General features: G+C 68.8%; 29 protein-coding genes. 6 read left to right on the forward strand and 23 right to left on the reverse strand.

The features are described from left to right. Nucleotide 1 precedes the first annotated feature (1 nt). The 7 genes from nuoE to Pth03_RS09915 all read right to left on the reverse strand — a co-directional run bounded on the left by nuoE (nucleotide 2) and on the right by Pth03_RS09915 (nucleotide 5,900). Entirely contained in the window at nucleotides 2–682 is a 681-nt protein-coding gene (gene nuoE / locus Pth03_RS09885; protein ID WP_203943864.1) for an NADH-quinone oxidoreductase subunit NuoE, read from the reverse strand. Further along, nucleotides 679–1,998, reverse strand: a complete 1,320-nt coding sequence (locus Pth03_RS09890) for an NADH-quinone oxidoreductase subunit D (protein WP_203943865.1) — start codon at nucleotides 1,996–1,998, stop codon at nucleotides 679–681. Before Pth03_RS09890 ends, nuoE begins: the two co-directional genes overlap by 4 nt. Nucleotides 1,999–2,053: 55 nt before the next feature. Then, on the reverse strand, nucleotides 2,054–2,734 hold the full coding sequence (locus Pth03_RS09895) for an NADH-quinone oxidoreductase subunit C (protein ID WP_203943866.1): 681 nt from the start codon (nucleotides 2,732–2,734) through the stop codon (nucleotides 2,054–2,056). After that, on the reverse strand, nucleotides 2,731–3,282 hold the full coding sequence (locus Pth03_RS09900; RefSeq protein WP_203881821.1) for a NuoB/complex I 20 kDa subunit family protein: 552 nt from the start codon (nucleotides 3,280–3,282) through the stop codon (nucleotides 2,731–2,733). Before Pth03_RS09900 ends, Pth03_RS09895 begins: the two co-directional genes overlap by 4 nt. Before the next feature lie 2 nt (nucleotides 3,283–3,284). Further along, nucleotides 3,285–3,644, reverse strand: coding sequence for an NADH-quinone oxidoreductase subunit A (locus Pth03_RS09905; protein ID WP_203943867.1), 360 nt, complete (start codon nucleotides 3,642–3,644; stop codon nucleotides 3,285–3,287). Nucleotides 3,645–3,759: 115 nt separating this feature from the next. After that, a complete protein-coding gene (locus Pth03_RS09910; RefSeq protein WP_203943868.1) occupies nucleotides 3,760–5,031 on the reverse strand; it encodes a geranylgeranyl reductase family protein in 1,272 nt (423 codons plus the stop codon). A 131-nt stretch (nucleotides 5,032–5,162) separates the two neighbouring features. Continuing rightward, a complete protein-coding gene (locus tag Pth03_RS09915; protein ID WP_203943869.1) occupies nucleotides 5,163–5,900 on the reverse strand; it encodes a demethylmenaquinone methyltransferase in 738 nt (245 codons plus the stop codon). A gap of 101 nt (nucleotides 5,901–6,001) precedes the next feature. Between Pth03_RS09915 and Pth03_RS09920 the strand changes: the two genes are divergently transcribed. Next, entirely contained in the window at nucleotides 6,002–7,240 is a 1,239-nt protein-coding gene (locus tag Pth03_RS09920; protein WP_203943870.1) for a hypothetical protein, read from the forward strand. On the opposite strand, the gene Pth03_RS09925 is transcribed toward Pth03_RS09920, so the two are convergent. Further along, nucleotides 7,237–7,446: a DUF4229 domain-containing protein gene (locus Pth03_RS09925; protein ID WP_203943871.1), complete on the reverse strand. Its 210-nt coding sequence runs from the start codon at nucleotides 7,444–7,446 to the stop codon at nucleotides 7,237–7,239. The genes Pth03_RS09920 and Pth03_RS09925 overlap by 4 nt on opposite strands. 241 nt (nucleotides 7,447–7,687) lie before the next feature. On the opposite strand from Pth03_RS09925, the gene Pth03_RS09930 reads away from it, so the two are divergent. After that, nucleotides 7,688–7,927, forward strand: coding sequence for a BldC family transcriptional regulator (locus Pth03_RS09930; RefSeq protein WP_203881816.1), 240 nt, complete (start codon nucleotides 7,688–7,690; stop codon nucleotides 7,925–7,927). A gap of 98 nt (nucleotides 7,928–8,025) precedes the next feature. Here the strand turns inward: Pth03_RS09930 and Pth03_RS09935 are convergent, their stop codons facing one another. Together Pth03_RS09935 and Pth03_RS09940 are read right to left on the reverse strand one after the other, a co-directional pair. Then, complete coding sequence (locus tag Pth03_RS09935) at nucleotides 8,026–8,262, reverse strand: hypothetical protein (protein WP_203943872.1); 237 nt, start codon at nucleotides 8,260–8,262, stop codon at nucleotides 8,026–8,028. 9 nt (nucleotides 8,263–8,271) lie between these two features. Next, nucleotides 8,272–9,180, reverse strand: a complete 909-nt coding sequence (locus Pth03_RS09940) for a hypothetical protein (protein ID WP_203943873.1) — start codon at nucleotides 9,178–9,180, stop codon at nucleotides 8,272–8,274. A 134-nt stretch (nucleotides 9,181–9,314) separates the two neighbouring features. Between Pth03_RS09940 and Pth03_RS09945 the strand changes: the two genes are divergently transcribed. Next, nucleotides 9,315–9,638: a PLDc N-terminal domain-containing protein gene (locus Pth03_RS09945; protein WP_203943874.1), complete on the forward strand. Its 324-nt coding sequence runs from the start codon at nucleotides 9,315–9,317 to the stop codon at nucleotides 9,636–9,638. Between the two features lie 478 nt (nucleotides 9,639–10,116). On the opposite strand, the gene ccsA is transcribed toward Pth03_RS09945, so the two are convergent. The 6 genes from ccsA to Pth03_RS09975 form a co-directional block, all read right to left on the reverse strand. After that, the gene (ccsA, locus tag Pth03_RS09950; RefSeq protein WP_203943875.1) at nucleotides 10,117–11,073 is read right to left on the reverse strand and encodes a cytochrome c biogenesis protein CcsA; all 957 of its coding nucleotides are present in this window, start codon (nucleotides 11,071–11,073) and stop codon (nucleotides 10,117–10,119) included. Between the two features lie 2 nt (nucleotides 11,074–11,075). Further along, nucleotides 11,076–12,749 (reverse strand): cytochrome c biogenesis protein ResB, encoded by a 1,674-nt coding sequence (resB, locus tag Pth03_RS09955; RefSeq protein ID WP_203943876.1) that lies wholly within the window; start codon nucleotides 12,747–12,749, stop codon nucleotides 11,076–11,078. Continuing rightward, the gene (locus Pth03_RS09960) at nucleotides 12,749–13,480 is read right to left on the reverse strand and encodes a cytochrome c biogenesis CcdA family protein (protein ID WP_203943877.1); all 732 of its coding nucleotides are present in this window, start codon (nucleotides 13,478–13,480) and stop codon (nucleotides 12,749–12,751) included. The genes resB and Pth03_RS09960 overlap by 1 nt, the downstream gene beginning before the upstream one ends. Further along, nucleotides 13,473–14,036 carry a TlpA family protein disulfide reductase gene (locus Pth03_RS09965; protein ID WP_203943878.1) on the reverse strand — a complete coding sequence of 188 codons (564 nt, stop codon included), beginning with the start codon at nucleotides 14,034–14,036 and terminating at the stop codon, nucleotides 13,473–13,475. The genes Pth03_RS09960 and Pth03_RS09965 overlap by 8 nt, the downstream gene beginning before the upstream one ends. A 76-nt stretch (nucleotides 14,037–14,112) precedes the next feature. Continuing rightward, nucleotides 14,113–14,751: a histidine phosphatase family protein gene (locus Pth03_RS09970; RefSeq protein WP_203943879.1), complete on the reverse strand. Its 639-nt coding sequence runs from the start codon at nucleotides 14,749–14,751 to the stop codon at nucleotides 14,113–14,115. 50 nt (nucleotides 14,752–14,801) lie between these two features. Beyond that, nucleotides 14,802–15,710, reverse strand: coding sequence for a LysR family transcriptional regulator (locus Pth03_RS09975; RefSeq protein ID WP_203943880.1), 909 nt, complete (start codon nucleotides 15,708–15,710; stop codon nucleotides 14,802–14,804). A 73-nt stretch (nucleotides 15,711–15,783) separates the two neighbouring features. Here Pth03_RS09975 and Pth03_RS42030 point away from each other — a divergent pair, with 73 nt between their 5' ends. Together Pth03_RS42030 and Pth03_RS09980 are read left to right on the forward strand one after the other, a co-directional pair. After that, nucleotides 15,784–15,909 (forward strand): hypothetical protein, encoded by a 126-nt coding sequence (locus tag Pth03_RS42030; RefSeq protein ID WP_275413066.1) that lies wholly within the window; start codon nucleotides 15,784–15,786, stop codon nucleotides 15,907–15,909. Nucleotides 15,910–16,144: 235 nt separating this feature from the next. Further along, nucleotides 16,145–16,567: a Uma2 family endonuclease gene (locus tag Pth03_RS09980; RefSeq protein WP_239118890.1), complete on the forward strand. Its 423-nt coding sequence runs from the start codon at nucleotides 16,145–16,147 to the stop codon at nucleotides 16,565–16,567. Here the strand turns inward: Pth03_RS09980 and hemL are convergent. The 7 genes from hemL to Pth03_RS10015 form a co-directional block, all read right to left on the reverse strand. Next, nucleotides 16,560–17,849 carry a glutamate-1-semialdehyde 2,1-aminomutase gene (gene hemL / locus Pth03_RS09985; RefSeq protein WP_203943881.1) on the reverse strand — a complete coding sequence of 430 codons (1,290 nt, stop codon included), beginning with the start codon at nucleotides 17,847–17,849 and terminating at the stop codon, nucleotides 16,560–16,562. The genes Pth03_RS09980 and hemL overlap by 8 nt on opposite strands. 58 nt (nucleotides 17,850–17,907) lie before the next feature. Then, a complete protein-coding gene (locus Pth03_RS09990; protein ID WP_203943882.1) occupies nucleotides 17,908–18,552 on the reverse strand; it encodes a bifunctional DNA primase/polymerase in 645 nt (214 codons plus the stop codon). A gap of 82 nt (nucleotides 18,553–18,634) precedes the next feature. Then, on the reverse strand, nucleotides 18,635–19,651 hold the full coding sequence (hemB, locus tag Pth03_RS09995) for a porphobilinogen synthase (protein ID WP_239118891.1): 1,017 nt from the start codon (nucleotides 19,649–19,651) through the stop codon (nucleotides 18,635–18,637). Nucleotides 19,652–19,790: 139 nt separating this feature from the next. Further along, the gene (locus tag Pth03_RS10000; protein ID WP_239118892.1) at nucleotides 19,791–21,380 is read right to left on the reverse strand and encodes a bifunctional uroporphyrinogen-III C-methyltransferase/uroporphyrinogen-III synthase; all 1,590 of its coding nucleotides are present in this window, start codon (nucleotides 21,378–21,380) and stop codon (nucleotides 19,791–19,793) included. Beyond that, on the reverse strand, nucleotides 21,377–22,288 hold the full coding sequence (gene hemC, locus Pth03_RS10005; RefSeq protein ID WP_275413068.1) for a hydroxymethylbilane synthase: 912 nt from the start codon (nucleotides 22,286–22,288) through the stop codon (nucleotides 21,377–21,379). Before hemC ends, Pth03_RS10000 begins: the two co-directional genes overlap by 4 nt. Further along, nucleotides 22,285–23,646, reverse strand: coding sequence for a glutamyl-tRNA reductase (locus tag Pth03_RS10010; protein WP_203943883.1), 1,362 nt, complete (start codon nucleotides 23,644–23,646; stop codon nucleotides 22,285–22,287). The genes hemC and Pth03_RS10010 overlap by 4 nt, the downstream gene beginning before the upstream one ends. Next, complete coding sequence (locus Pth03_RS10015; RefSeq protein ID WP_203943884.1) at nucleotides 23,643–24,371, reverse strand: redox-sensing transcriptional repressor Rex; 729 nt, start codon at nucleotides 24,369–24,371, stop codon at nucleotides 23,643–23,645. Before Pth03_RS10015 ends, Pth03_RS10010 begins: the two co-directional genes overlap by 4 nt. Nucleotides 24,372–24,552: 181 nt before the next feature. Between Pth03_RS10015 and Pth03_RS10020 the strand changes: the two genes are divergently transcribed. Next, nucleotides 24,553–24,792 carry a glutaredoxin family protein gene (locus Pth03_RS10020; protein ID WP_203943885.1) on the forward strand — a complete coding sequence of 80 codons (240 nt, stop codon included), beginning with the start codon at nucleotides 24,553–24,555 and terminating at the stop codon, nucleotides 24,790–24,792. The last annotated feature ends 25 nt before the right edge of the window (nucleotides 24,793–24,817 follow it).

Here is a 24,817-nt window from a genome sequence, read left to right on the forward strand (position 1 = left end):
CTCACCGCTCCTCATTCGTGTCTGCGTCGCTCGCGGGGGCCTCCCAGCCCTTCGCCCTGGCGAGCTTCAGGCCTTCGAGCGAGGGGCCGGCCGCAGCCGGGCCGTCGCCGGCGAGGCCGTCGGGGAAGCCGGCCAGGACCCGGGAGGCGTCCTTGAAGGAGCACAGCCTGCCCGGTCCGCGCGTCGGCACGACGTTCTTGCCGGCCCGCAGGTCGTCGACGAGCTGCTTGGCCGACTCGGGAGTCTGGTTGTCGAAGAACTCCCAGTTGACCATCATCACCGGCGCGAAGTCGCAGGCGGCGTTGCACTCCAGCCGCTCCAGCGTGACCTTGCCGTCCTCGGTGGTCTCGTTGTGGCCGACCCCGGCGTGCTCGCTGAGCTCGGACCAGATCTGGTCGCCGCCCATGACCGCGCACAGCGCGTTGATGCAGACGCCGACGTTGTACTCGCCGGACGGCTTGCGCTTGTACATCGTGTAGAAGGTCGCGACGCCGACCACTTCGGCCTTGGACAGGCCCAGGATCTCGGCGCAGAACTCCTGGCCGTCGTCGGACACGTAGCCGTCCTCCGACTGCACGAGGTGCAGCAGCGGCAGCAAGGCCGACCGCGGCTTGGGGTAGCGGCCGATGATCTCCTTGGCGTCCGTCTCCAGACGCTCACGGACCTCAGGTGAGTACGTCACCGGTCCACACCTCCCATGACGGGGTCGATCGAGGCGACGGCCGAGATGACGTCGGCGATCATGCCGCCCTCGCAGGTCGCGGGCACCGCCTGCAGGTTCGTGAAGGACGGGTCGCGGAAGTGCACCCGGTACGGGCGCGTCCCCCCGTCGCTGACCACGTGCGCGCCGAGCTCCCCGCGGGGCGACTCGACCGCCGAGTAGACCTGGCCGGCCGGCACGCGGAAGCCCTCGGTCACCAGCTTGAAGTGGTGGATCAGGGCTTCCATCGAGCTGCCCATGATGTGCGCGATGTGGTCAGGTGAGTTGCCGAAGCCGTCGGGGCCGAGCGCCAGCTGCGCCGGCCAGCCGATCTTCTTGTCCTCGATCATGACTGGGCCGTTCTTCAGCGGGCCCTGGAGCCGGTCGAGCGCCTGCTCTATGATCTTGAGCGACTCCTCCATCTCGGCCACGCGGACGAGATAGCGGCCGTACACGTCGCAGGAGGTCTCCGTCGGCACGTTGAACTCGTAGGTCTCGTAGCCCGAGTACGGCTGCGACTTGCGCAGGTCCCAGGGCAGGCCCGCCGCCCGCAGGATCGGCCCGGTGATGCCGAGCGCCATGCAGCCGGTGAGGTCGAGGTAGGCGACGTCCTTGGTCCTGCGGGTGTAGACCGGGTTGGCGTCGAGGAGCTTGCGCATCTCCTTGATCCTCGACGGCATGACCTTGAGGAACTCGCCGATCTTGTCCACGGCGCCCGCGGGCAGGTCGACGCTCACGCCGCCCGGCCGCACGTAGGCCATGTTCATCCGCAGGCCGGTGATGTACTCGAACAGGTCGAGGATCATCTCGCGCTCGCGGAAGCCGAAAAGCATCGGCGTCGTGGCGCCCAGCTCGAGGCCGAACGTCGCGATCGCCACGAGGTGCGACGAGATGCGGTTGAGCTCCATCATCAGCACCCGGATGGCCTGAGCCCGATCCGGGATCCTGTCGGTGATGCCGAGGAGCTTCTCCACGCCCAGGCAGTACGCCGTCTCGTTGAAGATCGGCGACAGGTAGTCCATGCGTGTGACGAACGTGACCCCCTGGGTCCACGTCCGGAATTCCATGTTCTTCTCGATGCCGGTGTGCAGGTAACCGATCACCGTGCGGGCTTCGGTCACCGTCTCGCCGTCGAGGGTCAGCACGAGCCGGAGCACGCCGTGCGTGGACGGGTGCTGCGGGCCCATGTTGATGACCAGGCGCTCTTCGGCCGAGTCCGTCACGGCCTCGACCAGTTCGTCCCAGTCCTGGCCGGCGACGTCGTACACGCGGCCTTCGGTCTCGGTGGTGCTCGTCACGACGCTCTCCTCGCTCGGCTCGCCGACTCCTGACAGGCGGCAGTGCTGTGCTTCCTCACGAGTACGACCTCCTCTGGTCCGGCGCGGGGATCTCGGCGCCGCGGTACTCGACCGGGATTCCGCCGAGGGGGTAGTCCTTGCGCTGCGGGTGGCCTTCCCAGTCGTCGGGCATCTCGATGCGCGTCAGCGCCGGATGACCGTCGAAGACGATCCCGAAAAAGTCGTAGGTCTCCCGCTCGTGCCAGTCGTGCGTCGGGTAGACCGGAACGGTGGACGGGATGTGGGGGTCGTCGTCGGGGCAGGAAGCCTCGACCCTGATCCGCCGGTTGTGGGTGATGGAGCACAGGTGGTAGACCGCGTGCAGCTCAGCGCCGGTCTCGTCCGGGTAGTGGGCACCGGAGACGCCGAGCGACAGCTCGAACCGCAGCGCCGGGTCGTCGCGCAGGTGGCGCATCACCTCGACCAGGTTCTCCCTGGCGATGTGGAAGGTGGCCTCGTCGCGGTCCACGACCACGCGCTCGATCGCGCCGCCGAACGCGGGCTCGAGGGCGTCGGCCACCTCGTCGAAGTACGACCCGTACGGCCGGGCCGACGAGGGCAGCGGCGGGCGCCGCACGAGCAGCCGGCCGTATCCGGAGGTGTCGCCACTGCCCTCTACGCCGAACATGCCGGTGCGGGCGATGGCCGCCTCTTCCGGCGTCGCCCCGGGCACCTCAGGGAGGTTGTCGGTGCTCATCTGTCGGCTCCCTGGTCGATCAGCGGCAGCGTCCGCAGCGCCTGGAGCTCGAGCTCGTCGATCTGCTTGGCCCGGTGCGCGCCGAACTTCATGTTCTGGATCTTGTCGTGCAGCTTGACGATGGCGTCGATCAGCATCTCCGGCCGCGGCGGGCAGCCGGGCAGGTAGATGTCGACGGGCACGACGTGGTCCACGCCCTGCACGATGGCGTAGTTGTTGAACATGCCGCCGCTGGAGGCGCAGACGCCCATCGCGATGACCCACTTGGGCTCGGCCATCTGGTCGTAGATCTGCCGCAGCACGGGGGCCATCTTCTGCGAGAGCCGACCGGCGACGATCATGAGGTCGGCCTGGCGGGGCGACGCCGAGGCGCGCTCCATGCCGAACCGCGCCAGGTCGTGCGTGGGCCCGCCCGTCGCCATGAGCTCGATCGCGCAGCACGCGAGACCGAACGTCGCCGGCCAGACGGAGTTCTTCCGGGCCCAGCCCGCCACCTGCTCGACGGTGGTGAGGACGAACCCGCTCGGGAGTTTCTCTTCAAGGCCCATGGCTAATCCCAATCGAGACCGCGACGGCGCCAGACGTAGGCGTACGCCACGAGGACGGTGACGATGAACAGCACCATCTCGACCAGCCCGAACAAGCCGAGCTTGTCGAAGGTCACCGCCCACGGATAGAGGAAGATGATCTCGATGTCGAACACGATGAACAACATCGCCGTGATCATGTACTTCAGGGGGAACCGGCCACCGCCGACCGGCTGGGGAGTCGGCTCGATGCCGCACTCGTAGGCGTCCAGCTTGGCGCGGTTCCAGCGTTTCGGCCCGGTGAAGGGCGCGATACCCACGGAGAACACGGCGAATCCCGCCGCGAGGACCGCGAGCACCAGAATCGGCACATACAGCTCCATGGCTACATGTCCTCGCTTGGTCGGTGGAATAGGACGGTCGGGGCGGGCTTCGGCGCAGCGATCCCCGTACCCGCGGTCTCGGGGAGACCGCCGGAGATTGCTGCTGTGATGGAGATCATGCGCGCGGAGCCACCTTGGACAGGGCGTTGATGATGCGGTCGGAGGCGTCGCCTCGCCGGTCTGTGAGATTAGCGAGAAGTTTCAGGGCGAATCTCATCAGGGTCGGGTGTGGAAGCCCGTGCCGCGTGGCGAACTTCATCACCCCGGGCTTGCCGATCGCCTCGACGAACAGCCGGCCGAGAGTGAAGTATCCGCCATAGACCTCTTTGAGGATACGCGGGTATTCCTGCAGGACACGCTCACGCTGGGCCGCGGTCGTCCGGGACAGCGCCTGGACGATCACGTCGGCGGCGGTTCTGCCGGTCTCCATGGCGTAGGCGATGCCCTCGCCGTTGAACGGGTTGATCGAACCGCCCGCGTCGCCGACGAGAACCAGGCCCCGGGTGTAGTGCGGCTGCCGGTTGAACGCCATCGGCAGCGCCGCGCCCCTGATCGGGCCGGTCATGTTCTCTTCGGTGTAGCCCCACTCGGCGGGCATGCCCTTCACCCAGCGCCGCAGCAGGTCGCGGTAGTCGATGTTCTTGAACGCCTCGCTCGTGTTCAGCAGGCCGAGGCCGACGTTGGAGGTGCCGTCTCCCACGCCGAAGACCCAGCCGTAGCCGGGCAGCAGCCGGTCGCCGTCCCAGAGTTCGAGCCAGGACTCCAGATAGTCGTCGTCGTGCCGCGGGCTCGTGAAATACGTCCGTACGGCCACGCCCATGGGGCGGTCCTCGCGCTTGTGGAGGCCCATCGCGAGGGACAGCCGTGAGGAGTTGCCGTCTGCGGCGACGACGAGCCTGGCTCCGTAGGAGACCTCTTCGCCGTCCTTCTTGGCGGTGACGCCGACGATGTGGCCGCTGCGCTCGTCCAGGATGGGGCCGGTGACCGTGATGCCCTGGATGAGCGTGACGCCGTTGTTGGAGGCGTGCTCGGCCAGGATCTGGTCGAAGTCCATGCGGGTGCGCACGAGCCCGAAGTCGGGGTAGCTGTGCAGTTCGGGCCAGTCGAGCTCCAGGCGGAGGCCGCCGCCGACGACGCGCAGGCCCTTGTTCCTGATCCAGCCGGGCGCGTCGATGTCGACGCCCATCCCGATGAGCTCCTTGACCGCCCGGGGCGTGAGGCCGTCGCCGCAGACCTTCTCCCGGGGGAAGTGCGTCTTCTCAAGGAGCAGGACGTCGAGCCCGGCCCTGGCAAGGAAGAATGCGGCAGTCGCCCCTGAGGGGCCCGCACCGACGACGATCACGTCGGCGTCCGCTGCTCTCCGCTTCGCGCGGTCTCGCTCGCTCACGGGGGACCTGTCCCTGTCGAAGGAAGGAAGGTCTCGAGTTTGTGGACCTTCGTGCCTTTGTGAACCACTTCACAAACTTGTCGCGCCGAAGTCTAACCCTTATCCCGGGCACGATGTCAGAGGGGGTGACGCTAAGGATTGACGCCCTCCGGCTTGACCGCCCGATGGAGCGCGACGATGCCGAAAGAAAGGTTGCGCCAGGCCACTTTCCGCCATCCCGCCTTCTGGATGACGGCCGCCAGCGCCGCCTGGTCAGGCCAGGCCCGGATCGACTCCGCGAGGTACTCGTACGAGTCGGGATTCGAGCTCACGGCCCTCGCGACCTGCGGCAACAGCTTCATCAGATACTGCGTGTAGACCAGGTCGAACGACTTGACGGGCGGCCGGGAGAACTCGCAGATCACCATGCGCCCGCCCGGCCTGGTCACCCTGAGCATCTCGCGCAGCGCCTGGTCGGTGTCCGCCACGTTCCGCAGCCCGAAGGAAATCGTCACGGCGTCGAAGACGTCGTCGGCGAAAGGCAGGTGCAGAGCGTCGCCTGCGACGAAACTCACTCCCCGGACGCCTCCGCCGTACAAGCCGGAGCCGCCGCGTCGCTCCACCCCGGTCCGCAACATTCCGAGAGAGAAATCACAGGCGATGGCCCGCGCCCCCAACATGGTGAAGGCGTCGGTCGAGGTGCCGGTGCCGGCGGCCAGGTCGAGGACCAGTTCCCCCGGGCCCGCGTCGATCGCGGCGGCGGTCGCCTTGCGCCACAGGCGGTCCTGCCCCATCGAGAGGACGTCGTTGACCAGGTCGTACCGCCGGGCCGTGCGATCGAACATCGCGGCGACCTCGTGCGGCTGCTTGTCCAGCGATGCGCGCGTCATGCACGTAAGCCTAGGCGGCCGGGCAGTGGGGGCCTCACCACCGTCGCGCGATGAGCGGAACGTAGTTCATTGATTACAGTCCGTCTGCTAGAACTTTGGGAATGCTCGCCAGAACCACATCGCTCGCGGTCGCCGCCCTCGTCGCCCTCGTCGCCGTCCCGGCCGAGGCCGGCATAAGGCAGGCCCGCGTCGTGTCGGCGAATCCGGTCGACAACACCCCGCACGTGCTCGACGGCATCGTCAACGCCTTCGCCCTCGTCGGCAACACGGTGATCGTCGGCGGCCGGTTCGGCGCCGTGAAGGAGGCCCGCGGCAACGAGGAGATCCCCCGGGCCAATATCTTCGCCTTCAATCTCTCCACTGGCCGGGTCCTGCGTGACTTCGCCCCCGACCTGAGCGGCGGCGCCGTGAACGCCCTGGCCGCCGGTCCGGACGGCACCGTCTTCGCCGGCGGCTCGTTCGTCGCCTCGGAGCGGGGCCTCGTCCGCCTGCGGGTGACCGACGGCTCCCCGGTGGCATCGTTCTCCGCGCCCGTCTACGGCGGAGACGTGTACAGCCTGGTTCGGCAGGGCGGCAAGCTCTACGTCGGCGGCGACTTCTACCGCATCGGCAGGACCCTCCGTACGGCACTGGCCCGGGTGGACGTGGAGACGGGAGAGACCGATCCGGCTTTCACGGTCACGCCGGAGGGCGGCCCCAGTTCGGCCGTCAAGGTCTACGCCATGGCGGCCACGCGCGACCGGCTCGTGGTCGACGGCTCGTTCGGCACGCTCGACGGCCTGCGCAGGCCGCAACTCGGGGTCATCGACCTGACCACGGGACAGGTCGCCGACTGGCACACCGACGCGTACGCGACGGCGTGCAAGCCCGACTTCCCGTCGTACGTCCGCGGAGTGGACGTCTCCCCTGACGGGCGATATTTCGTGGTCGTCACGACCGGCGGCCCCTTCCCCGGCACCACGAAGCTGTGCGACTCAGCCGCCCGCTTCGAGACATACGCCAGGGGGGACCAGATCCGCCCGACATGGGTGAACCTCACCGGAGGCGACTCGCTGTACTCGGTGGCGATCACCGGGTCGGCCGTATACGTCGGGGGTCACCAACGGTGGCTCGACAATCCGATGGGGGCCGACACCCGCGGGCCGGGCGCGGTGAGCCGGCCGGGCATCGGGGCGATCGACCCCGTGACCGGCAAGGCGCAAAGTTGGAACCCCACCCGAGAAAGGGGAATCGGGGTAAAGGCGTTCATGACAGTAAAGAAGGGGCTTTTGGTTGGAAGCGACACGACGAGCCTGGGACGTGAGTACCATGCCCGGGTCGGCATGTTCCCGGCGACCTAGTTCTCCCCAGATCCCTGGCGTTTCCTGGCGATCCGCTCACTCAGAGCGTCACGCTGTTTCGACAGCAGGACGTAGCTGACCACCCCGCTGACCACAAATGCGGCGGCGAGCAGCAAGTAGGTGCGCAGGCCCACGAGATACAGGACGGCGAGGGCGACGGCGAACAGGCCGAAGCGTGAAAGGGTGTAAACGACTACCGGATGCACAGCGTCGAGGTTACGTCACCTTCCCGAGATGTAGGTCTCTCTTCGCATCTGGCGCGAGCACTGCTAGTGTTCACGACACGGCGCTTTTGTAAAGAAACACCCATCAGCGCCCCAAAGAGGCTCTATCATATAACAATCGGGCACTGAGCCGGTAACATCCCGTGATCTTCTATGAAAACCACGGATAAATCAGGCTTCGCTCGGCACACTGGTTACCTGTCCGCCCGCTGCAGGACGCGGGATGCGAGGGGGAGAGATTGTGGAGAGTAGCAGCGAGCGACTGCTGACCCCTGGAGAGGTTGCCGCCCTCTTCCGGGTCGACCCGAAGACCGTGACACGCTGGGCCGCGGCGGGACGAATCAGCAGCATCCGTACCCCCGGTGGGCACAGGCGGTTCCGCGAGTCGGAAGTGCACGCCCTCCTACGTGGCGAGGACGTCCTTACGGCCGACCGGCCGAACGGCGAATCGCCGCGGATCTGACGCAAGCGCCAGCATTCAGGTGATCCTGCGCGCTACCCAGATAGCGCAGGGTCACCCGAGTCAGCCCGGCCGTCCTGCCCGGCCTGGTCTCATACGCGTCATTCCTGCTCGGCCTTGAAGGCCAGGAACTCCCGCTCCAGCTCGTCGTTCTCCTCGCGCCACCTGCGCCGCCGCGCGGACTCCTCGGCCTCGGTGATCGACTCAGCCACCCATCTGTCGTAGTCCGGCTCGCCTGGAGCGATCTCAACGTACGCGTTGCCGATCAGGCGCCCGTCATCGCTGGTCAGTGATTGGGGCACGCGCAGTGTCCCGTCACCGAGCCGGATCACGTACATCCCGATCACCTAGATTCCGTAGCGCCTGTTGAAGAAGAGCATGACGTTGAGCGCGGTCCGGGTGTCGCCGCCGAGCATGTCCACGAGGGCCGGACGCTGACGCGACGCGATCGCCGCGAAGGCGTCGGCGAAGAACTCCTTACGTCCGAGACCGCCCCGCTGCCGGTGGAACGCCGAGGCGAACATCGGCAGGCAGTCCTCGTAGAGCGCGGCGAACTCCGGAGAGTCCGACACCCACTCTCCCGGACTCGCGTCCACGTCGTCCAGCGCATGCCCGACTTCGTGCATCATCACGTCCGGCGTCGGGGACGGCCGGTCCCCAACCACGATCTTGCGGTCGCCGTACGCGCCGGCGCAGATGTCCCAAGTCGCCCGGCCCGACGGGAGAGGGGCTCCGCGCAGGTAGCCCATGTCGTCGAGGTCCGGCACGCCTCCACGGCCGATGTAGATGCCGTCGAGCCCGATGGCCAGCTTGGCCTTGATGCCCTCGGGCAGGCGCGCCAGGCTGTCCACCGCCCGTACCGCGTCAGGGGAGGGCGGCCCGTCGGCGGCGTCCCACTGGCGGTAGAGGACCCGCTCCAGCGGCCCGCAATACCGCCGGCCATCCCTCAGGTCGGGCATGTCCGGATGATGAGGCTCGGCGCGTACGGGCTGGTCGTCCAGCTCGAAATCCCGCCACGTGTACTGGGGCCGGTCGTCGACCACCGGAGCGGTGACCGTGTGCGCCCTATCCACGGAACGCTCGGCGTCCCAGAACCGGCCGGTCTCCTTGGAACGCTCGTTCTCCCTGGGACGTCCGGCCTCCTTGGCGGATCGCCCCGGAGCGTCCGTCTCGCGGTGTGACGACGCGTACGGCCCGCGCTGCCACCACCGCGGTCCGCGCCGGTGGCGTCCCCTGTCGCCCGGCTCCGCCGCCATCGCACCCCTCGCGTGTCCGATCGCCGTTTCTACCGGTCCACCGTACGTTGCCGTCCCCGCCTCGTCACGCAGAATGAAGTACGGCTATCGCCGCGCAAAGACGATCACATGTCGATATGGCTTACCGTGTGGACATGCCTAGCGTGATTCTCGGTCTGGCGCTGCTGGCCTTCTGGCTTTACTGCCTCTTTGACGTGATCACGAGTCCCGAGCAGGAGGTCCGGAGACTGCCGAAGGTGCTCTGGGTCGTCATCGTGGTGCTGCTCGCCGCCCTGGGAGGCCTGCTCTGGGTGCTCCTCGGGCGCCCGCGGCAGGGGGACTCGGTCGCCGGAATGTACGGCGGATATGGAATGGCTGAGCATCTCAGCCCGGCGCCCGAAGCCGAAGCCCCCCGTGGCCCGGACGACGACCCCGAATTCCTCCGCAGCCTCGACCGCCGCCTCCGCGACGAAGACTGAAGCCTTGGGGATGACCACAAAACCTTGAGGTGATCATGCAGAAGTTCGCCGACACGCCCTCCGACCTGCCCCCTCCCTCGCCGTGATCATGCAGAAGTTCGGAAGCACGCCACCTGACCTGCGACGCTTCTGTTCGTGATCATGCAGAAGTTCGTCGATTGGGCAGCCGACCTGCGGAGACGCTTTTCGTGATCATGCACTACTTCGCCGTCGACCCCGCCGACCGGCGCAAACAGCACTCTTGATCATGCTCTCCGCCGGCAATGCCGTACGGCAACGCCAAAGCACGATCACGAATGACATCGATGCAGGTCGAGGCGCATACCGGCGAACTTCTGCATGATCACGAATCGCGTCGTCGCAGGTGGACGCCACAATCCCCGAACTTCTGCATGATCACGCACAAGGGTTGTGCACCTCAGACCCCCCTCGCGCGAACTTCTGCATGATCACGCGCAAGAGGGGGGTGTGTGGGGGGTTACTTGGGGAGGTCGGCGTAGGAGTGGAGGCCGCTGAAGAACATGTTGACGCCGATCAGGTTGAACAACAGGCAGCCGAAGGCGATCAACGACACGATGATGGCGGCCTTGCCCCGCCAGCCGGCGGTCGCACGGGCGTGCAGATACGCGGCGTAGGCGACCCACGTGATGAACGCCCACACCTCCTTGGGGTCCCAGCCCCAGTAGCGACCCCAGGCCCGGTCAGCCCACATCGCTCCCGCGATGACGGCGAAGGTCCAGATCGGGAACGAGATCACGATGGCCCGGTGCGTGATGCGCTCCAGGTCCTTGCGCGCCGGCAGGACCGAGGCCACACCGTCCTTCCTGATCAGGAACAGGATGGCGGTGACGCCCGCGAGGATGAACAGGCCGCTGGCGACGATGGCGGCGGTGACGTGGATGGCGATCCAGTAGGAGTTCAGCGCGGGCATCACCGGCCCGGCCTGGACATGCAGGAAGAGCACCGCGAACCCGAGCCCCAGCGCGGCCGTGAGCGTCACGAAAGCACCGAGGAACCGGATGGGCTGGCGGGTCATCAGCACCAGGAACGCCGTCACGGCGGCAAAGCAGATCGCCACCACGAACTCGTACATGTTGCCCCACGGCCACCGATCCACGGCGATGCCGCGGGTCAGGATGCCGGCGAGGTTGGCCGCCCAGCCGATCCACGAGAGCAGGACGGCGATGCCGCCCGCCTTGATGGCCCAGGCCTCCGGCTCGACGTCCGCGGGCTCCTCCGTGCCGGTGGGAACGTCATCCGACGCACCGCCCCCCACGGTCACCGGTTGCCGCTTCGGGACGACGGCGACCGTCCGGACCCGGCCGAACGCCAGCTCCAGCGCATAACCGATCATGGCGGCGAGATAGAGAAGGACCGTCGCCAGGATGAGCTGGTCGCTCAGCGTGGCGAGTCCCCCGTTGACCTGGGACGACATTTCTACTCCTCGTCGGGGCCGGTTCCCGGCTCTGTGGGTGAGGCTGCGGCCCGGTCCCCGGCCTGAGGAGCCGGAGGAGCCTGAGAATCGGGAGAATCCGGAGAGTCCTGAGAGTCACGGAGGAGGGCGACGAGCCCGGCGAATTCCTCGGAGAACGCGCTCCCGTCCCCTTCCGTGCGGGTCAATCCTCCCACCGCGACCTTGCGGCCCGTCACCCGGACCCAGACCCTGCGGCGGCGGACCATCAGCGAGAGCACGAGGCCGATCACGGCGACCGCGGCGGCGACCAGAGCGGGGATGCGACCGGGGTCGCGGGTCACCTGGATGGTGATCCATTCCTTGACGCCGGTGAACTGCACCTTCCCCGCACCACCGGGCAGCTCGAAGGTGCCACCGACCAGGAGCGGGGCGTGAGGCGGCTCAGACATGTTGAGGAGCGGTTCCATCCCCGTTGCGTCGAGCACGTAGACCGACTGGGGCTGCCCGGAGTTGAGGCCGAGATCTCCCTTGTAGGCCGCGTAGACCTGGAGGCTCGGGTTGTCCGCACCGGGATAGATCGACCACCAGGTCTTCCCGTCGGTCGCGGTGGTCGGGAAGAAGCGGGCCGAGATCCCGAGCTGGGCCGGCTGCGCGTCCGGCACCTTGATGGTGCATTCGGAGGTGTAGGTCGCCTGGTCGTCGACGAGGCACGGCACCGGCCCTTCGTAGGCCACCTGCCCCTTGCCGTCGGTCACCTTGACGACGGGGGCGTAGCCGTGCCCGATGAGGTAGGTCAGCGTGCCGTTGACGTCGAGGGGATCGTTGACCTTCAGTTCGACGTCACGGGGAGGCGACGACGGCGTGTCCTTCACCGAGAGCTTCGCGCCGTAGTCGAGCGGCTGGCCCAGTTTCTCGCCGGAGTCGACGTACGTCGCGTGGAAGTCCTTCAGCGTGAACGAGAACGGTGCCAGCGATTCGGCGGTCACGCGCTGCCCCGGCATGAACCGGTCGTAGGCGGCGACCGTATTGGCGAAGCCGTCGCCTTCGACGACCAGCACGTTGCCGCGGTAGCCGTACAGGCCTCCGGCGCCGACCGCGAACAGCAGCCCGAGCAGGGCGAGGTGGAAGAACAGGTTGCCGGTCTCGCGCAGGTAGCCCTTCTCCGCCGCCACCCAGTCGGGGCCGGTGACGACGCGGAAACGCTTCCTGCGCAGCCTGGCCGCCGCTTCCTCGACGGTCAGATCGCCCTCGAAGGCTTCGCCGTACGGCAGGCGTGTGAGGTTGCGCGGGGCGGCGGGCGGCTTGCGGCGGATCTCCTTGACGTGGGTGAACGCACGCGGAAGCACGCAGCCGGCCAGCGAGATGAACAGCAGCAGATAGATGGCGGCGTACCACGGCGAGGTGAAGACGTCGAAGAGCTTGAACCTGTCGAGCCACTCCGCCTCGGTCGGGGAGTTCTGGAAGTACTGCGCCACCTTGTCCGGGTCGACGCCCCGCTGCGGGAAGATCGACCCGGGCACCGATCCGAGCGCGAACAGGAAGAGCAGGATCAGCGCCGTGCGCATCGTGGTGAGCGTGCGCCAGCCCCAGCGCAGCCAGCCGATCACCCCCAGGCCGACCGGCCGGGTTGGCTCCTCGGGCGCCGTACTGCCGATGGACGTCTCGGCGGGCGTTCGGGTGTCGGGTGGCAAGGTCATCAGATCACCGGTTCGAATCCGCCGACCCACCCCTGCAGGCCGGCGATGAGGTCGCCCCAGAGCCCCGTCACGAGGAGCAGGCCGACGCAGACCAGCATGGCCCCGCCGATCCTCGTGACGACCACCGTGTGGCGGCGCACGGCCTTGAACGCGTGGAGGGCCTTGCGATACGCGAGCCCGGCCAGCACGAACGGCAGGCCGAGACCCAGGGCATAGACGAAGGCGAGGACGGCGCCCCTGGCGGCGCTGCCCTGGTCGACCGACAACGTGAGCACCACGGCCAGCGTGGGCCCGATGCAGGGCGTCCAGCCGAGCCCGAACACCACGCCCAGCAGGGGCGCTCCGGCGAGGCCGGCCGCGGGGAAGCGGCGGATCCGCACGTCGCGGTCGAGCCCGGGGATGAGCCCGATGAAGGCCAGGCCCAAGACGATGGTCAGCACGCCGAGCACGCGGGTGATCACGCCGGCGTTGCCGAGCAGCACGCCGCCGATCCCGCCGAACAACGCGCCGCCGAGCACGAACACGGCAGCGAACCCGAGCACGAACAGGCCGCTGCCGAGCACCATGCGGCTCCGCTTAGGGTCGCCGCTCATCCCCGTGACGTACGACAGGTAGCCCGGCACCAGCGGCAGCACACATGGGGAGACGAACGACACCAGCCCGGCGAGCAAGGCGATCGGGAGGGCGAGCACCAGCGATCCGCTGGCGACGGCGCCGCCGAGGTTACTCATCGCTCACCTTGGTGACCGCGTCGAGCAGGTCCTTGTATTTGACCGCGCCGAGCGCCCGGGCGGCGATGCGGCCCTGGCTGTCGATGATCAGCGTCGAGGGGATCGCGGCCGGGGGCACGGTGCCCTGGAACGAGAGCAGCACGGTGCCGCTCTTGTCGAAGATGCTGGGGTAGCCGATCTGAACCGTCCGGTCGTAGGCCTGCGCCGAGGCCTGCAGGTCCTTGAAGTTGACCCCGACGAACTGCACACCCTTGGCCTTGGTCTCGGCCGCGACCTCCTTGAGCGCCGGCGCCTCGGCCCGGCAGGGCGCGCACCAGGAGGCCCAGAAGTTGAGCACGTTGACCTTGCCCGGCGTCAGCTTGGCCGTGCCGCCGTCGATCGTGCCCCCCTCGACCGCGGGCGCCTTGTGGCGGTCGGCCACGGGGAAGACCTGGACCTTGCCGTCTCCGGCCACGAAGCGCGTGTCGCCGGGGCTGGAGGACGCCTGATTGCCCGCGCAGCCCGCGAGGACTGTCACGGCCAGAGCGGCGATCACAGGCAGGCTTTTAGCGGTCACGGGAGGAGGATCTCCTTGCACTACAACCGGTAGAGCTGCCACTCTACCGACGACATGGGCTGCTGTGGTCGGCGGGTCAGGCCCCCGGCACCGCGTTGCCTTTGACCAGGGACCCCGCGGGTTCGCTGTATCCGACGCTGATGAGACGGCCGTTCTCGAAGGTGAAGCTGGTGAGGCTGGCCAGCGCGCACTGCCGGCGGCGCGGGTCGTGCCACAGGCGCCGCCCCTCGGCCGCGAGGCGCATGACCCAGATGGGCAACTGGTGGCTGACGAGCAGGGCCTCGTGGCCTCGCGCCTGCTTGCGCGCGTCGTCGACGACCGACTTCATCCGGGCGACGATGTCCCGGTACGGCTCGCCCCACGACGGCCGGAACGGGTTCCTGAAGTGACGGTACTGGCCGGGAGTGCGGAACACCCCCGATTGGCCGGCCATCGACAGGCCCTCGAACACGTTGGCCGCCTCGATCAGGCGATCGTCGAGCTTGACCTCGAGGTTCAGCAGGTCGGCCGAAGAGGCCGCGGTCTGCTGCGCCCGTTCCATGGGCGAGCTCCACAGCTCCACGATGTCCCTGCCGGCGACGGCCTTGGCGACCATCTCGGCCATCAGCTTGCCGTTGGCCGACAACGGGTAGCCGGGGAGCCTGCCGTACAGGACCCCGGCGGGATTGTGTACCTCGCCGTGGCGCAGGAGGTGAACGATCGTGGTCTCAGTCATGGCCGTGACAGCCTACCGGCCGACGAGATCCGCCCTCCGCACGCAGGGCCCTACTCGCCGCCCATGTCCGCGCAGGTGGAGCGCAGGGCCTCCACGGCCGCCCGGATGGCCGGACGGCGCGCCGCGTCCGTGCGCCACACGGCGTACAACCGCCGGACGGGGCGCGGCTGGATCGCCACCACGCCGACGGTGCTGGGCAGAGGGCCGCGGCCGAGGCGCGGGATGAGCGCGCACCCGTGGCCCTCGGCGACCAGCGCGATCTGGGTCGGGTACTCGTCCGCCATGCAGACGATCTCCGGTTCGCGCTCGACTGAGCGCAGCAAAAAACTCAGGAAATCGTGACATACGGTGCCGGGAGAGGAGCTGATCCAGCTGTCGCCGGGAAGGTCGGCGAGCTGTGCCTCCCTACGGCCGGCCAGCGGATGGCCGGCGGGCACGATGACGTCGGCGATGTCGTCCATCAGCGCGGCGCGGGACAGGCCGTCGGGCATCGCCATCGGCCGGTTGAGCCAGTCCTGGACCACGGCGAGGTCGATCTCTCCGCGTGAGACGTCTCTGAGCTGCCGCTCCGGTTCGCGCTCGTAGAGCGAGATGGCCAGGTCGGGATGGTTTCTCTTCAGCGCGGAAAGCGTGCGCGGGACGATGCCGCGCGCCGCCGTCGGGAAGGCCGCGATGGTCAGCCTGCCCACCACCGCGCCCCTGAGGGCCTCGAAGTCGGCTTCGGCGGTCTCCACGAGGGCGAGGATCCTCTCCGCGTGGTCGGCGAGCAGCCCGGCCGCGTCGGTCAGCTTGACGCCACGCCCGTTGCGCTCGACGAGGACCGTGCCGGTCTCCCGTTCGAGCTTGGCGAGCTGCTGAGAGATGGCCGACGGGGTGACCATCAGCGCGTCCGCCGCGGCGCCCACGGAGCCGTAGACGGCCACCGCGTGGAGCGCCTTCAGCCGGTTCAGGTCCAACATGTAGCCAGTCTAAACCAAGCACCTAAGAAAATCTTGCTTGTGCTCAACAATTAAGCACCGCGAAGATATAGGCATGCGAATCTTCAACAAGATCTTCATTAAGCCCGCTCCCCGGACCACCCCACAGGTCTCCTACCTGGAGACCCTTGCGACCAACGCCCGGCACAGCCGTACTCGCCGCCCCTTCCCGACCCGCTGAGGTCACCTGTCACGGGGACGATTCACCAGACGACACCCCGTGATGGCAGCGATGCTGCGGATGTGAGCAGCTCACTCGAATACCGGCCAGCGCCGCCTCCGAGGGGATGGACCGCCGACGACCTCGATCATCTGCCGCCAGAAGGCCCGAATGGCGAGCCCGATTTCTTCCGGCACGTCGAGCTGATCGACGGGGCCCTCGTTGTCAGGTCCCCCAGCGACGGTTCCACCAGCGCGTGATCCGCGGCCTGACCGAGCAGCTCGACATCCAGGCTCCCGGCGGGCTCTGTGCCGTCGACCAGATGGACGTGAAGCTCGGGCCCCGCATGCGCCCCTGCCCAGACGTCCTCGTGGTCACCGCCGAGGCGGCGGCCGACAACGAGCGCACGTTCTACACGGCCGCGGAGGTACGACTGGTCGTCGAGGTCGTCTCCCCCGACTCCGTCGACCCCGACCGGAAGACCAAGCCGCAGCGGTACGGCGAGGCCGGCATCCCGCATTTCTGGCGAGTGGAGGAGAACGACGGGCAGCCGGTCGTGTACGTGTACGAGATCGACCCGGCCGGCGGCGTCTACGGCCTGACCGGGATCCATCACGAACGGCTGGCCGTGCCGGTCCCCTTCCCCGTCGAGATCGACCTCGGCGTCCTGCTCAAATAGCCTGGGCGGCCGCCTTCGCCGCGAGAGGCAGGGCTTCGGCGACGCGGGTGAGCGCCTCGTCGTCGTGGGCCGCCGACAGGAACCACGCCTCGTACGCCGAGGGCGGCAGGTAGACCCCCTGGTCGAGCATGCTGTGGAAGAACGCCCGGTAGGCGTCGGTGTTCTGCGTCTGCGCCGCCGCGAAGTCGGTGACCGGCCGGTCGGTGAAGAAGATCGAGAAGAGGTTCCCGGCCCGCTGCAGCCGATGGGGCACCCCGGCGGCCGCCAGGGCGTCGGACGCGGCCCTGCCAATCACCAGGGCCGCCGCGTCCACCCGGTCGTAGGCGTCGTCGTCCAGGGCCCGCAGCGTCGCCAGGCCGGCGGCGCAGGCGATCGGGTTCCCCGACAGCGTGCCCGCCTGGTAAACGGGTCCCTCGGGGGCGAGGGCGGCCATCACGTCGGCCCGCCCCCCGAACGCCGCCGCGGGAAGCCCGCCGCCCATGACCTTGCCGAAGGTCAAAAGGTCGGCCTCCACGGGATCGATGCCGTACCACCCCTCGGCCGAGACCCGGAAGCCCGTCAGCACCTCATCCATGATCAGCAGGGCGCCGTGCTCGGTGCACAGCTCGCGCAGACGGCTGTTGAACCCGTCGGCGGGCGGCACCACACCCATGTTGGCCGGGCACGCCTCGGTGATCACGCAGGCGATCTCGAACGAGCGGAACGCCTCCTCGACGGCCTCGATCGCGTTGTACGGCAGGACGATCGTGTCGGCGGCCGACGCCCCGGTCACGCCGGGGGTGTCGGGCAGCCCGAAGGTCACCACGCCCGAGCCGGCCGAGGCGAGCAGCGCGTCGACGTGCCCGTGATAGCAACCGGCGAACTTGATGATCTTCGACCGGCCGGTGAAACCCCGGGCCAGTCGTACGGCCGACATGGTCGCCTCGGTTCCGGAGCTGACCAGGCGGACCTTCTCCACCGGCTCGACCCTGGAGACGATCTCCTCGGCGAGCAGGACCTCGCCCTCGGTGGCGGTGCCGTACGAGAAACCGCCGGCCACGGCCTCCTCGACGGCCGCGACCACGGCGGGGTGGCGGTGGCCGAGGATCATCGGGCCCCACGAGCACACGAGGTCGACGTAGCGGTTGCCGTCCACATCCGTGATGTACGGCCCCTGACCGGAGGCCATGAAACGGGGGGTGCCTCCGACGGCGCCGAAGGCGCGCACCGGGGAGTTCACCCCGCCCGGGACGATCTCACGCGCGCGGGCGAACAGGGCCTCGGAGGTCTGGGTTCGAGTCACGCCCCCCAGATTAGAGGCCGCGCAGGCCAGCGGCCGTACCGGATCAGGCGTCGAGGCGTCACTCGAACGCGTCGGCGAGCTGGTCGAGCACCCGCAGCGGATCGGGCAGCGGCCGCCCGTCCGGGGGATGGATCCAGCTCACCGCCTCGCCGGTCGCCAGCGTGGACGGCGGGGCCAGCACGTAGCTGTCGCGGCAGTGCCAGCGCAGTCCGGGCGTCTCGTCGATGGTCTCGGGGTCGGCGTCGAGGTGGCACGACCACCATTCGTCCTCGTCGTCGGGGGCGCCGCGGGTGGCGACGAAAAAAAGGACCCGGTCGCCGTTCGCGGCGACCGGGCCCTTTTCGAAGCCTGCGGCGTCCATCGCTACCAGCGCGGGAAGGCCCACCGCGGCCGGCACGTCGAAGACGTCGAACACTCGTCCGGTGGGCAGGATCACGTTGGCGTCTGGCTCCTGCTCCCACCACCGCGTCAATAGCGCGGTGTCCGTCGTGGCCTGCATCTGCCAGGCGGGAGACAGGGGGTGCATGCCCGGCTCTGGACAGCCGATCCGGTCACAGGAACAGGCTCTGCCCCCTTCGCCGGATGGATGGGCACCGACGGCCGTCGCCCAGCCGAGCTGGGCGTATTCGAGCACCGATGTGATCTTCCGCGGCGCTCGGTGCGCACGCCGTTTCGTGCGACGGGCCAGCGGTACCCCCACCATTGGTGCTCCTCCCCACAGGAACGTGCTCCGATAATGCCCTGCCCGCCCTGATCTTCGCAGCGCGACCCCCCGGAATGAACGGTCAGGATAGTCCGCGCGCGACTTCCGTCGCCCAGTAGGTCAGGATGAGGTCCGCGCCCGCACGGCGGATGGCGAGAAGCGACTCCATGATGATCCGCTCCCTGTCGATCCAGCCGTTGGCCGCCGCCGCCTCGACCATCGCGTACTCGCCGCTGACCTGGTAGGCCGCGACCGGCACCTCGACCAGGTCGCGCACCTGGCTCAGGATGTCCAGGTAGGCCAGCGCCGGCTTGACCATCACGATGTCGGCGCCCTCGGCCAGGTCGAGCCGCACCTCGCGCAGCGCCTCGTCCGCCGATCCCGCCGGGTCCTGCTGGTAGGCGTTGCGGTCGCCGAACTGTGGAGCGCACTCCGCCGCCTCGCGGAAGGGTCCGTAGAAGCCGGAGGCGTACTTCGCCGAATAGGCCATGATCGGGATGTCGGTGAAGCCCTCGGCGTCCAGCGCCGCGCGGATCGCCCCCACCTGGCCGTCCATCATGCCGCTCGGCGCGATCACCTGCGATCCCGCGCGGGCTTGGGCGACCGCGGCCGAGGCGTAACGCTCCAGCGTGGCGTCGTTGTCGACCTCGCCGGTCTCGGTGAGCAGGCCGCAGTGCCCGTGGTCGGTGTACTCGTCCAGGCACGTGTCGGTCATCAGGACCAGCTCGTCGCCCACGTCGGCGGCCAGGTCGCGCAACGCCACCTGGACGATGCCGTCGGGGTCGTCGGCGGCCGAGCCCCTGGCGTCCTTGACGGCGGGGATGCCGAACAGGATGACGCCGCCCACGCCCGCCTCCGCCGCCTCGTGCACCGCCTTGCGGAGCGAGTCGCGGGTGTGCTGCACCACGCCGGGCATCGACCCGATCGGCTGCGGCTCGGTGATGTCTTCCTTGACGAACACCGGCAGGATCAGCTCCGCCGGGTGCAGCCGCGTTCCCGCGACCATGCGGCGCAGCGCCGCCGTACGGCGAAGCCGCCGCGGCCGGGCCACCGGGAACTGGGCGATGTCCGCCGTCTGCGGGACGTCTCGGGAACGCACTGTGGAAACTCCGCTCGGGGTTCGGAACGCCTTGGACGCCACCAAGACCTTTATCGGGTCAACACGCCCGGGAGGGGCGTGTCATCCCGACGTCACTTCACACCGGTGTGCTCCACCGGTCTGCTGCTGCGGGGCCGGCTCACTTCACCCGGCGGCGTGCGCCTCTACGGGTCTGAGACGGCCTGCGAGGCACTTCCCCGGCCGAGATGGCCGCATGCCGCTGTTTTGCACCATAGTCCGCCAGAGCGGCGGCCAGGGCCGAGGCGGACGGTTTGTCGGCCATGACGTCGACCCGCAGCCCGGCCTCCTCGGCGGCCTTGGCGGTCTGCGGCCCGATCACGGCGATCACCGTGACGTTGTGCGGCTTCCCCGCGATGCCGACGAGATTGCGCACCGTCGACGACGACGTGAACAGCACCGCGTCGAAGCCGCCGCCCTTGATCGCCTCACGGATCGGCGCGGGCGGCGGCGCCGCACGGACCGTCCGGTAAGCGGTGACGTCGTCGCACTCCCAGCCGAGCTCGATGAGCCCGGCCACGAGCGTCTCGGTCGCGATGTCGGCGCGGGGCAGCAGCACGCGGTTGATCGGGTCGAGCATCGAGTCGTACGGCGGCCACTCGGCGAGCAACCCCTCCGACGACTGTTCACCCGTCGGCATGAGGTCGGGCTTGACCCCGAACTCGACGAGCGCCCGCGCGGTGGCATCGCCCACGGCGGCGACCTTGAGCCCGGCGAACGCCCGCGCGTCGAGGCCGTACTCCTCGAACTTCTCCCGCACGGCCTTGACCGCGTTGGCGCTGGTGAAGGCGACCCACTCGTAACGGCCCGTCACCAGGCCCTTGATCGCCCGGTCCATCTGCTGCGGGGTCCGCGGCGGCTCTACCGAGATGGTCGGCACCTCCTCTGGCACCGCGCCGTACGACCGGAGCTGCTCCGACAGACCCTCCGCCTGCTCCTTGGTGCGCGGCACCAGCACCCGCCAGCCGAACAGCGACTTGGTCTCGAACCACGACAGCCGCTCGCGCGCGGAGACCGCGTCGCCCACGACGATCAGGGCCGGCTCGGTCATGCCCGCGTGCTTGAGATCGGGGCCGAGACGACCGAGCGTCGACACGACCGTGTACTGCTCCGTCGTGGTTCCGTCGCTGGTCACAGCGACCGGGGTGGAGTCGGGCTTGCCCGACGCGATCAGCGCCTTGCCGATGGCCACGGCCTCGGCGACGCCGTTGTAGATCACCAGGGTGCCCTCACACGCGGCATGCGGCGCCCAGTCCGTGGTCTGCGACGCGTCCACGACGCGGAACTCCGGCACGCCCGGCGCCGCGGGGATGCCCGCGTACGTCAGGACGGCGGTGGCCGGCGGCACACCCGGAACGATCTCGAACTCGACGTCGGCCTTCGCGCACGCCGCCACCTCGTCGCTCACCGAGGAGAAGAACGACGGGTCTCCAGGGCACAGCCGCACGACGGTACGGCCGGCCTTGGCCTGCTGGATCGTCCGGAGCGAGACCGAGTTCTCGGCCGCGTCGGGCGAGATGTCCATGACCTCCACGCCCGGCCGGCAGTGGCGCAGCAGCGAGCCGTACGCCTGCCGGTCGAGGACGACGACGTCGGCCCTGCCCAGCAGGTCGGCGCCACGCAATGTGAGCAGGTTCTCGTCACCCGGCCCGGCGCCCACGAAGGCGACGAACCCGGTGCCGACCTGCTGGTTGTGACTCGCGGAGCTCAATGGGCCTGCTCCCCCATCAACGTGTCGGCCCCTTCAGCGATCATGGAGGCCGCGAGCTCGCGGCCCAGGTCCATGGCCGCCGGAAGAGGTCCGGAGGCGGACTTGCGCACTGACCGCACGCCGTCGGCGGCGACGACAACGGCGGTCAGATTCAGAATGTGCCCGTCACCGGACGCGAAAGCACCTACCGGTGCCGCGCAACCGGCCTCGAGGGCGGCGAGTACCGAGCGCTCGGCGGTCACCGCGGCCCGCGTGTGCGGGTCGTCGAGAACGCTCAGCAGCTCGACGAGGTCTTTACGGGATGCCAGGCACTCCACGGCGAGAGCTCCCTGCCCCGGGGCCGGAAGCATGGTCTCCACCTCAAAGATCTCGGAGATCTCTGTGTCGCGCCCGATCCTGCCAAGACCGGCCGCAGCCAGGACGACTCCGTCGAACTCGCCAGATGTCACTTTACCAATGCGTGTGTCCGCATTTCCCCTGATCGGGAGGTAGTCGAGGTCCGGGCGCAGCGCGCGGAGCTGGGCGACCCTGCGGGGCGACCCGGTGCCGATCTTCGCGCCCGGCGGAAGGTCCGCCAGTTTGCCGGTGGCGACGAGCGCGTCGCGCGGGTCGTCGCGGGGCAGGATGGCGGCGATCACGATCTGCTCGTCCTGCGCGGTCGGCAGGTCCTTCAAGGAGTGCACCGCGAAGTCGATCTCGTCGTCGATCAGCTTGTTCCGCAGCTCGCTGACGAACACGCCGGTGCCGCCGAGCTGGGTCAGCGCGGCCTTGGTGACGTCGCCGAAGGTGGTGATGCCGACGAGATCCACCTTGCGTCCGGTGGTGTCGGTCAGCCGGTCGGCGACGGACTGCGACTGCGTGGTCGCCATCAGGCTCTTGCGTGTGCCGAGCCGCAGGGGCGCGCTCACCGGCCCGCCTCCGTGTCCTCGGTGCCCTCGTCCTGCGTGCCCTCGGCGGCCGTGACGTCCACTCCGGAGACGGCGGCTGGAGCCTTCGGATCCAGGTCGAACAGCTCGCGCAGCGCCTCCGCGTAATGATCGCCGCCGGGGGCCGCGGCCAGTTGCTTGACCCGCACGGTCGGCTCGTGGAGCAGCTTGTCCACGACCCGCCTGACCGTCTGGGTGACCTCATCGCGCATCCGCGTATCCAAACCCGGCAGGCGTGACATCAGCCGGCCGATCTCCGCCTCGACCACCCCGGCCGCCTTGCTGCGCAGGGCGATCACCGTCGGGGTGACCTTCGCGGCGCGCTCCGACTCCAGATATGCCGTGACCTCTTCGGCGACGATCGCCTTGACGGCGCCGATCGCCTCGGCGTGCCCGCCGTCACCGGCGCCCGCCCCGAGACCGGCCTGCTGCATCGACTCGAGGTCGACGAGCGTGACCTTGGGGATGACCCGCACCGCCGGGTCGACGTCGTGCGGAAGAGCCAGGTCGAGCAGGAAGAGCCCACCGTCTTCACGGTCCCGCATGGCGTCCGCGACGGTCTCCGCCGTGATCACGCGGGTGCCCGCGCCCACGCACGAGATCACCAGGTCGGCCTTTGCGAGCTCCGCCGGCAGATCGGCCAGTTCGACGGCCCTGCCTCCGACGGTCTCCGCCAGCCGTACGGCACGGGCGTGGGTGCGGTTGGCGATCACGATCTCGCCCGCGCCGGCGCGGGACAGCGTGGCGGCCGACAGCGCGCTCATCGAGCCGGCGCCCACGACCAGGGCGCGCTTGCCGGCGACCGGGCCGATCACCTGCTCGGCCAGCGTCAGCCCCACACCGACGAGGGAGGCGCCGGCACGGTCGATGTCGGTGTCGGCGTGCGCGCGCTTGCCGACGCGCAGCGCGTGCTGGAAGAGCTCGTTGAGCGACGTGCCCGCGGTGCCCTGGTTCTGGGCGAGGCGCAGGGCCGAACGGACCTGCCCGAGGATCTGGCCCTCGCCGACCACCATCGAGTCGAGGCCGCAGGTCACGTTGAACAGGTGCTGGACGGCGCGGTCCTCGTAATGCACGTACAGGTGCCGGCCGAGCTCGTCCTGCGGAATGCCCGAGTGCGCGCTCAGCAGGTCGCTCATCGCGGTCACACCGGCGTGGAAACGATCGACGTCGGCGAAGATCTCGACGCGGTTGCACGTGGAGACCACCAGGGCCTCCGACACGTGATCGCTCTGCCGCACGTCGTGCAGGAGCTTCTCCAGCGCGTCACCGCTGACGGTGACACGTTCCAGAAGCGCCACGGGGGCGGACCGGTGGCTCAGCCCGACGACGAGGAGGCTCATGAGCTCGCTCCGATCGATCGCTCATTCACAGGTTCCACCCCGTCCGGCCACTCCTCGGCCATGATGGGCCCTCCACTAGCCTTGCGTTGCTCGTGGAACGCAAGTATCTGCAGCTCGATTGATAAATCGACTTTACGGACATCTACGCCGTCGGGCACATTCAGCACGACGGGAGCGAAGTTCAAGATACTCGTGACTCCCACTGCCGTGACCCGATCGCAGACATGCTGGGCGGCCGCGGCCGGTGTCGCGATCACCACGATCGAGACCGAGCGGTCCGCGATGACGGTCTCGAGCGCGTCGGTGTGCTCCACGACGAGACCGGCGATCTGGTCGCCGACCACGGCGGGATCGGCGTCCAGAAGCCCCGCGATCCTGAATCCCCTTGAAGCGAACCCGCCGTAATTCGCCAGAGCACGCCCGAGATTACCGACTCCGACGATGGCGACCGCCCAGTCCTGGGTGAGACCAAGCTCACGGGAGATCTGGTAGATCAGGTACTGCACGTCGTAGCCCACGCCGCGCGTGCCGTACGAGCCCAGGTGGGACAGGTCCTTACGGAGCTTCGCCGAGTTCACCCCCGCTGCGGCCGCGAGATCCTCCGAGCTCACGGTGAGCGTGGCACGCTCGGAGAGCCCATTGAGGGCACGCAAATAAAGCGGCAGTCGGGCGACGGTCGCGTCGGGAATGCCGCGATCGCGTGCTTGCGGAATACGGCGAGTCACGAGCCGGTGCTCCAGGGGGACGGACGGCCGGTACGCCCCCGGCCGCACGAGCGGATGCGACGGATTTACATCAAGGTTAGTGCCTTTGTGAAGCGGTGCACAAAGTGAGTGCCCGTTAACTGTCCCAGGACAGGCGGCCGCTCGCGAATCCGGCCCGCGCGGGGCGGCATAGGCTGTGGCCATGTCCGCTCACCTGATCACCCTGCTCGGCAAGCCCGGGTGCCACCTCTGCGACGACGCCCGCCAGGTCGTGGAACGTGTGGCGCAGGAGCTCGGCGTGCCATGGGAGGAGCGGGACATCACCGCGTCGAAGGAGGACCAGGAGCGCTACTGGGAGATGATCCCGGTCGTCCTCGTCGACGGCGTCCAGCACGACTACTGGCGGGTCGACGAGTCCCGCCTCCGTACTGCACTGCGTTGATGGCCTCGCCTCCGGCGAGGCGGGG

This window comes from Planotetraspora thailandica, assembly GCF_016863335.1.
Lineage (GTDB): Bacteria > Actinomycetota > Actinomycetes > Streptosporangiales > Streptosporangiaceae > Planotetraspora > Planotetraspora thailandica.

What these genes read in the sequence shown, in the direction of transcription:
- Pth03_RS09895 (WP_203943866.1), bottom strand. Translation starts at nt 2,734, where the DNA reads ATGAGCACCGACAACCTCCCTGAGGTGCCCGGGGCGACGCCGGAAGAG.
- Pth03_RS09900 (WP_203881821.1), bottom strand. Translation starts at nt 3,282, where the DNA reads ATGGGCCTTGAAGAGAAACTCCCGAGCGGGTTCGTCCTCACCACCGTC.
- Pth03_RS09905 (WP_203943867.1), bottom strand. Translation starts at nt 3,644, where the DNA reads ATGGAGCTGTATGTGCCGATTCTGGTGCTCGCGGTCCTCGCGGCGGGA.
- Pth03_RS09915 (WP_203943869.1), bottom strand. Translation starts at nt 5,900, where the DNA reads ATGACGCGCGCATCGCTGGACAAGCAGCCGCACGAGGTCGCCGCGATG.
- Pth03_RS09920 (WP_203943870.1), top strand. Translation starts at nt 6,002, where the DNA reads ATGCTCGCCAGAACCACATCGCTCGCGGTCGCCGCCCTCGTCGCCCTC.
- Pth03_RS09930 (WP_203881816.1), top strand. Translation starts at nt 7,688, where the DNA reads ATGCGAGGGGGAGAGATTGTGGAGAGTAGCAGCGAGCGACTGCTGACC.
- Pth03_RS09935 (WP_203943872.1), bottom strand. Translation starts at nt 8,262, where the DNA reads ATGTACGTGATCCGGCTCGGTGACGGGACACTGCGCGTGCCCCAATCA.
- Pth03_RS09940 (WP_203943873.1), bottom strand. Translation starts at nt 9,180, where the DNA reads ATGGCGGCGGAGCCGGGCGACAGGGGACGCCACCGGCGCGGACCGCGG.
- Pth03_RS09945 (WP_203943874.1), top strand. Translation starts at nt 9,315, where the DNA reads ATGCCTAGCGTGATTCTCGGTCTGGCGCTGCTGGCCTTCTGGCTTTAC.
- ccsA (WP_203943875.1), bottom strand. Translation starts at nt 11,073, where the DNA reads ATGTCGTCCCAGGTCAACGGGGGACTCGCCACGCTGAGCGACCAGCTC.
- resB (WP_203943876.1), bottom strand. Translation starts at nt 12,749, where the DNA reads ATGACCTTGCCACCCGACACCCGAACGCCCGCCGAGACGTCCATCGGC.
- Pth03_RS09960 (WP_203943877.1), bottom strand. Translation starts at nt 13,480, where the DNA reads ATGAGTAACCTCGGCGGCGCCGTCGCCAGCGGATCGCTGGTGCTCGCC.
- Pth03_RS09970 (WP_203943879.1), bottom strand. Translation starts at nt 14,751, where the DNA reads ATGACTGAGACCACGATCGTTCACCTCCTGCGCCACGGCGAGGTACAC.
- Pth03_RS09975 (WP_203943880.1), bottom strand. Translation starts at nt 15,710, where the DNA reads ATGTTGGACCTGAACCGGCTGAAGGCGCTCCACGCGGTGGCCGTCTAC.
- Pth03_RS42030 (WP_275413066.1), top strand. Translation starts at nt 15,784, where the DNA reads ATGCGAATCTTCAACAAGATCTTCATTAAGCCCGCTCCCCGGACCACC.
- Pth03_RS09990 (WP_203943882.1), bottom strand. Translation starts at nt 18,552, where the DNA reads ATGGTGGGGGTACCGCTGGCCCGTCGCACGAAACGGCGTGCGCACCGA.
- Pth03_RS10010 (WP_203943883.1), bottom strand. Translation starts at nt 23,646, where the DNA reads ATGAGCCTCCTCGTCGTCGGGCTGAGCCACCGGTCCGCCCCCGTGGCG.
- Pth03_RS10020 (WP_203943885.1), top strand. Translation starts at nt 24,553, where the DNA reads ATGTCCGCTCACCTGATCACCCTGCTCGGCAAGCCCGGGTGCCACCTC.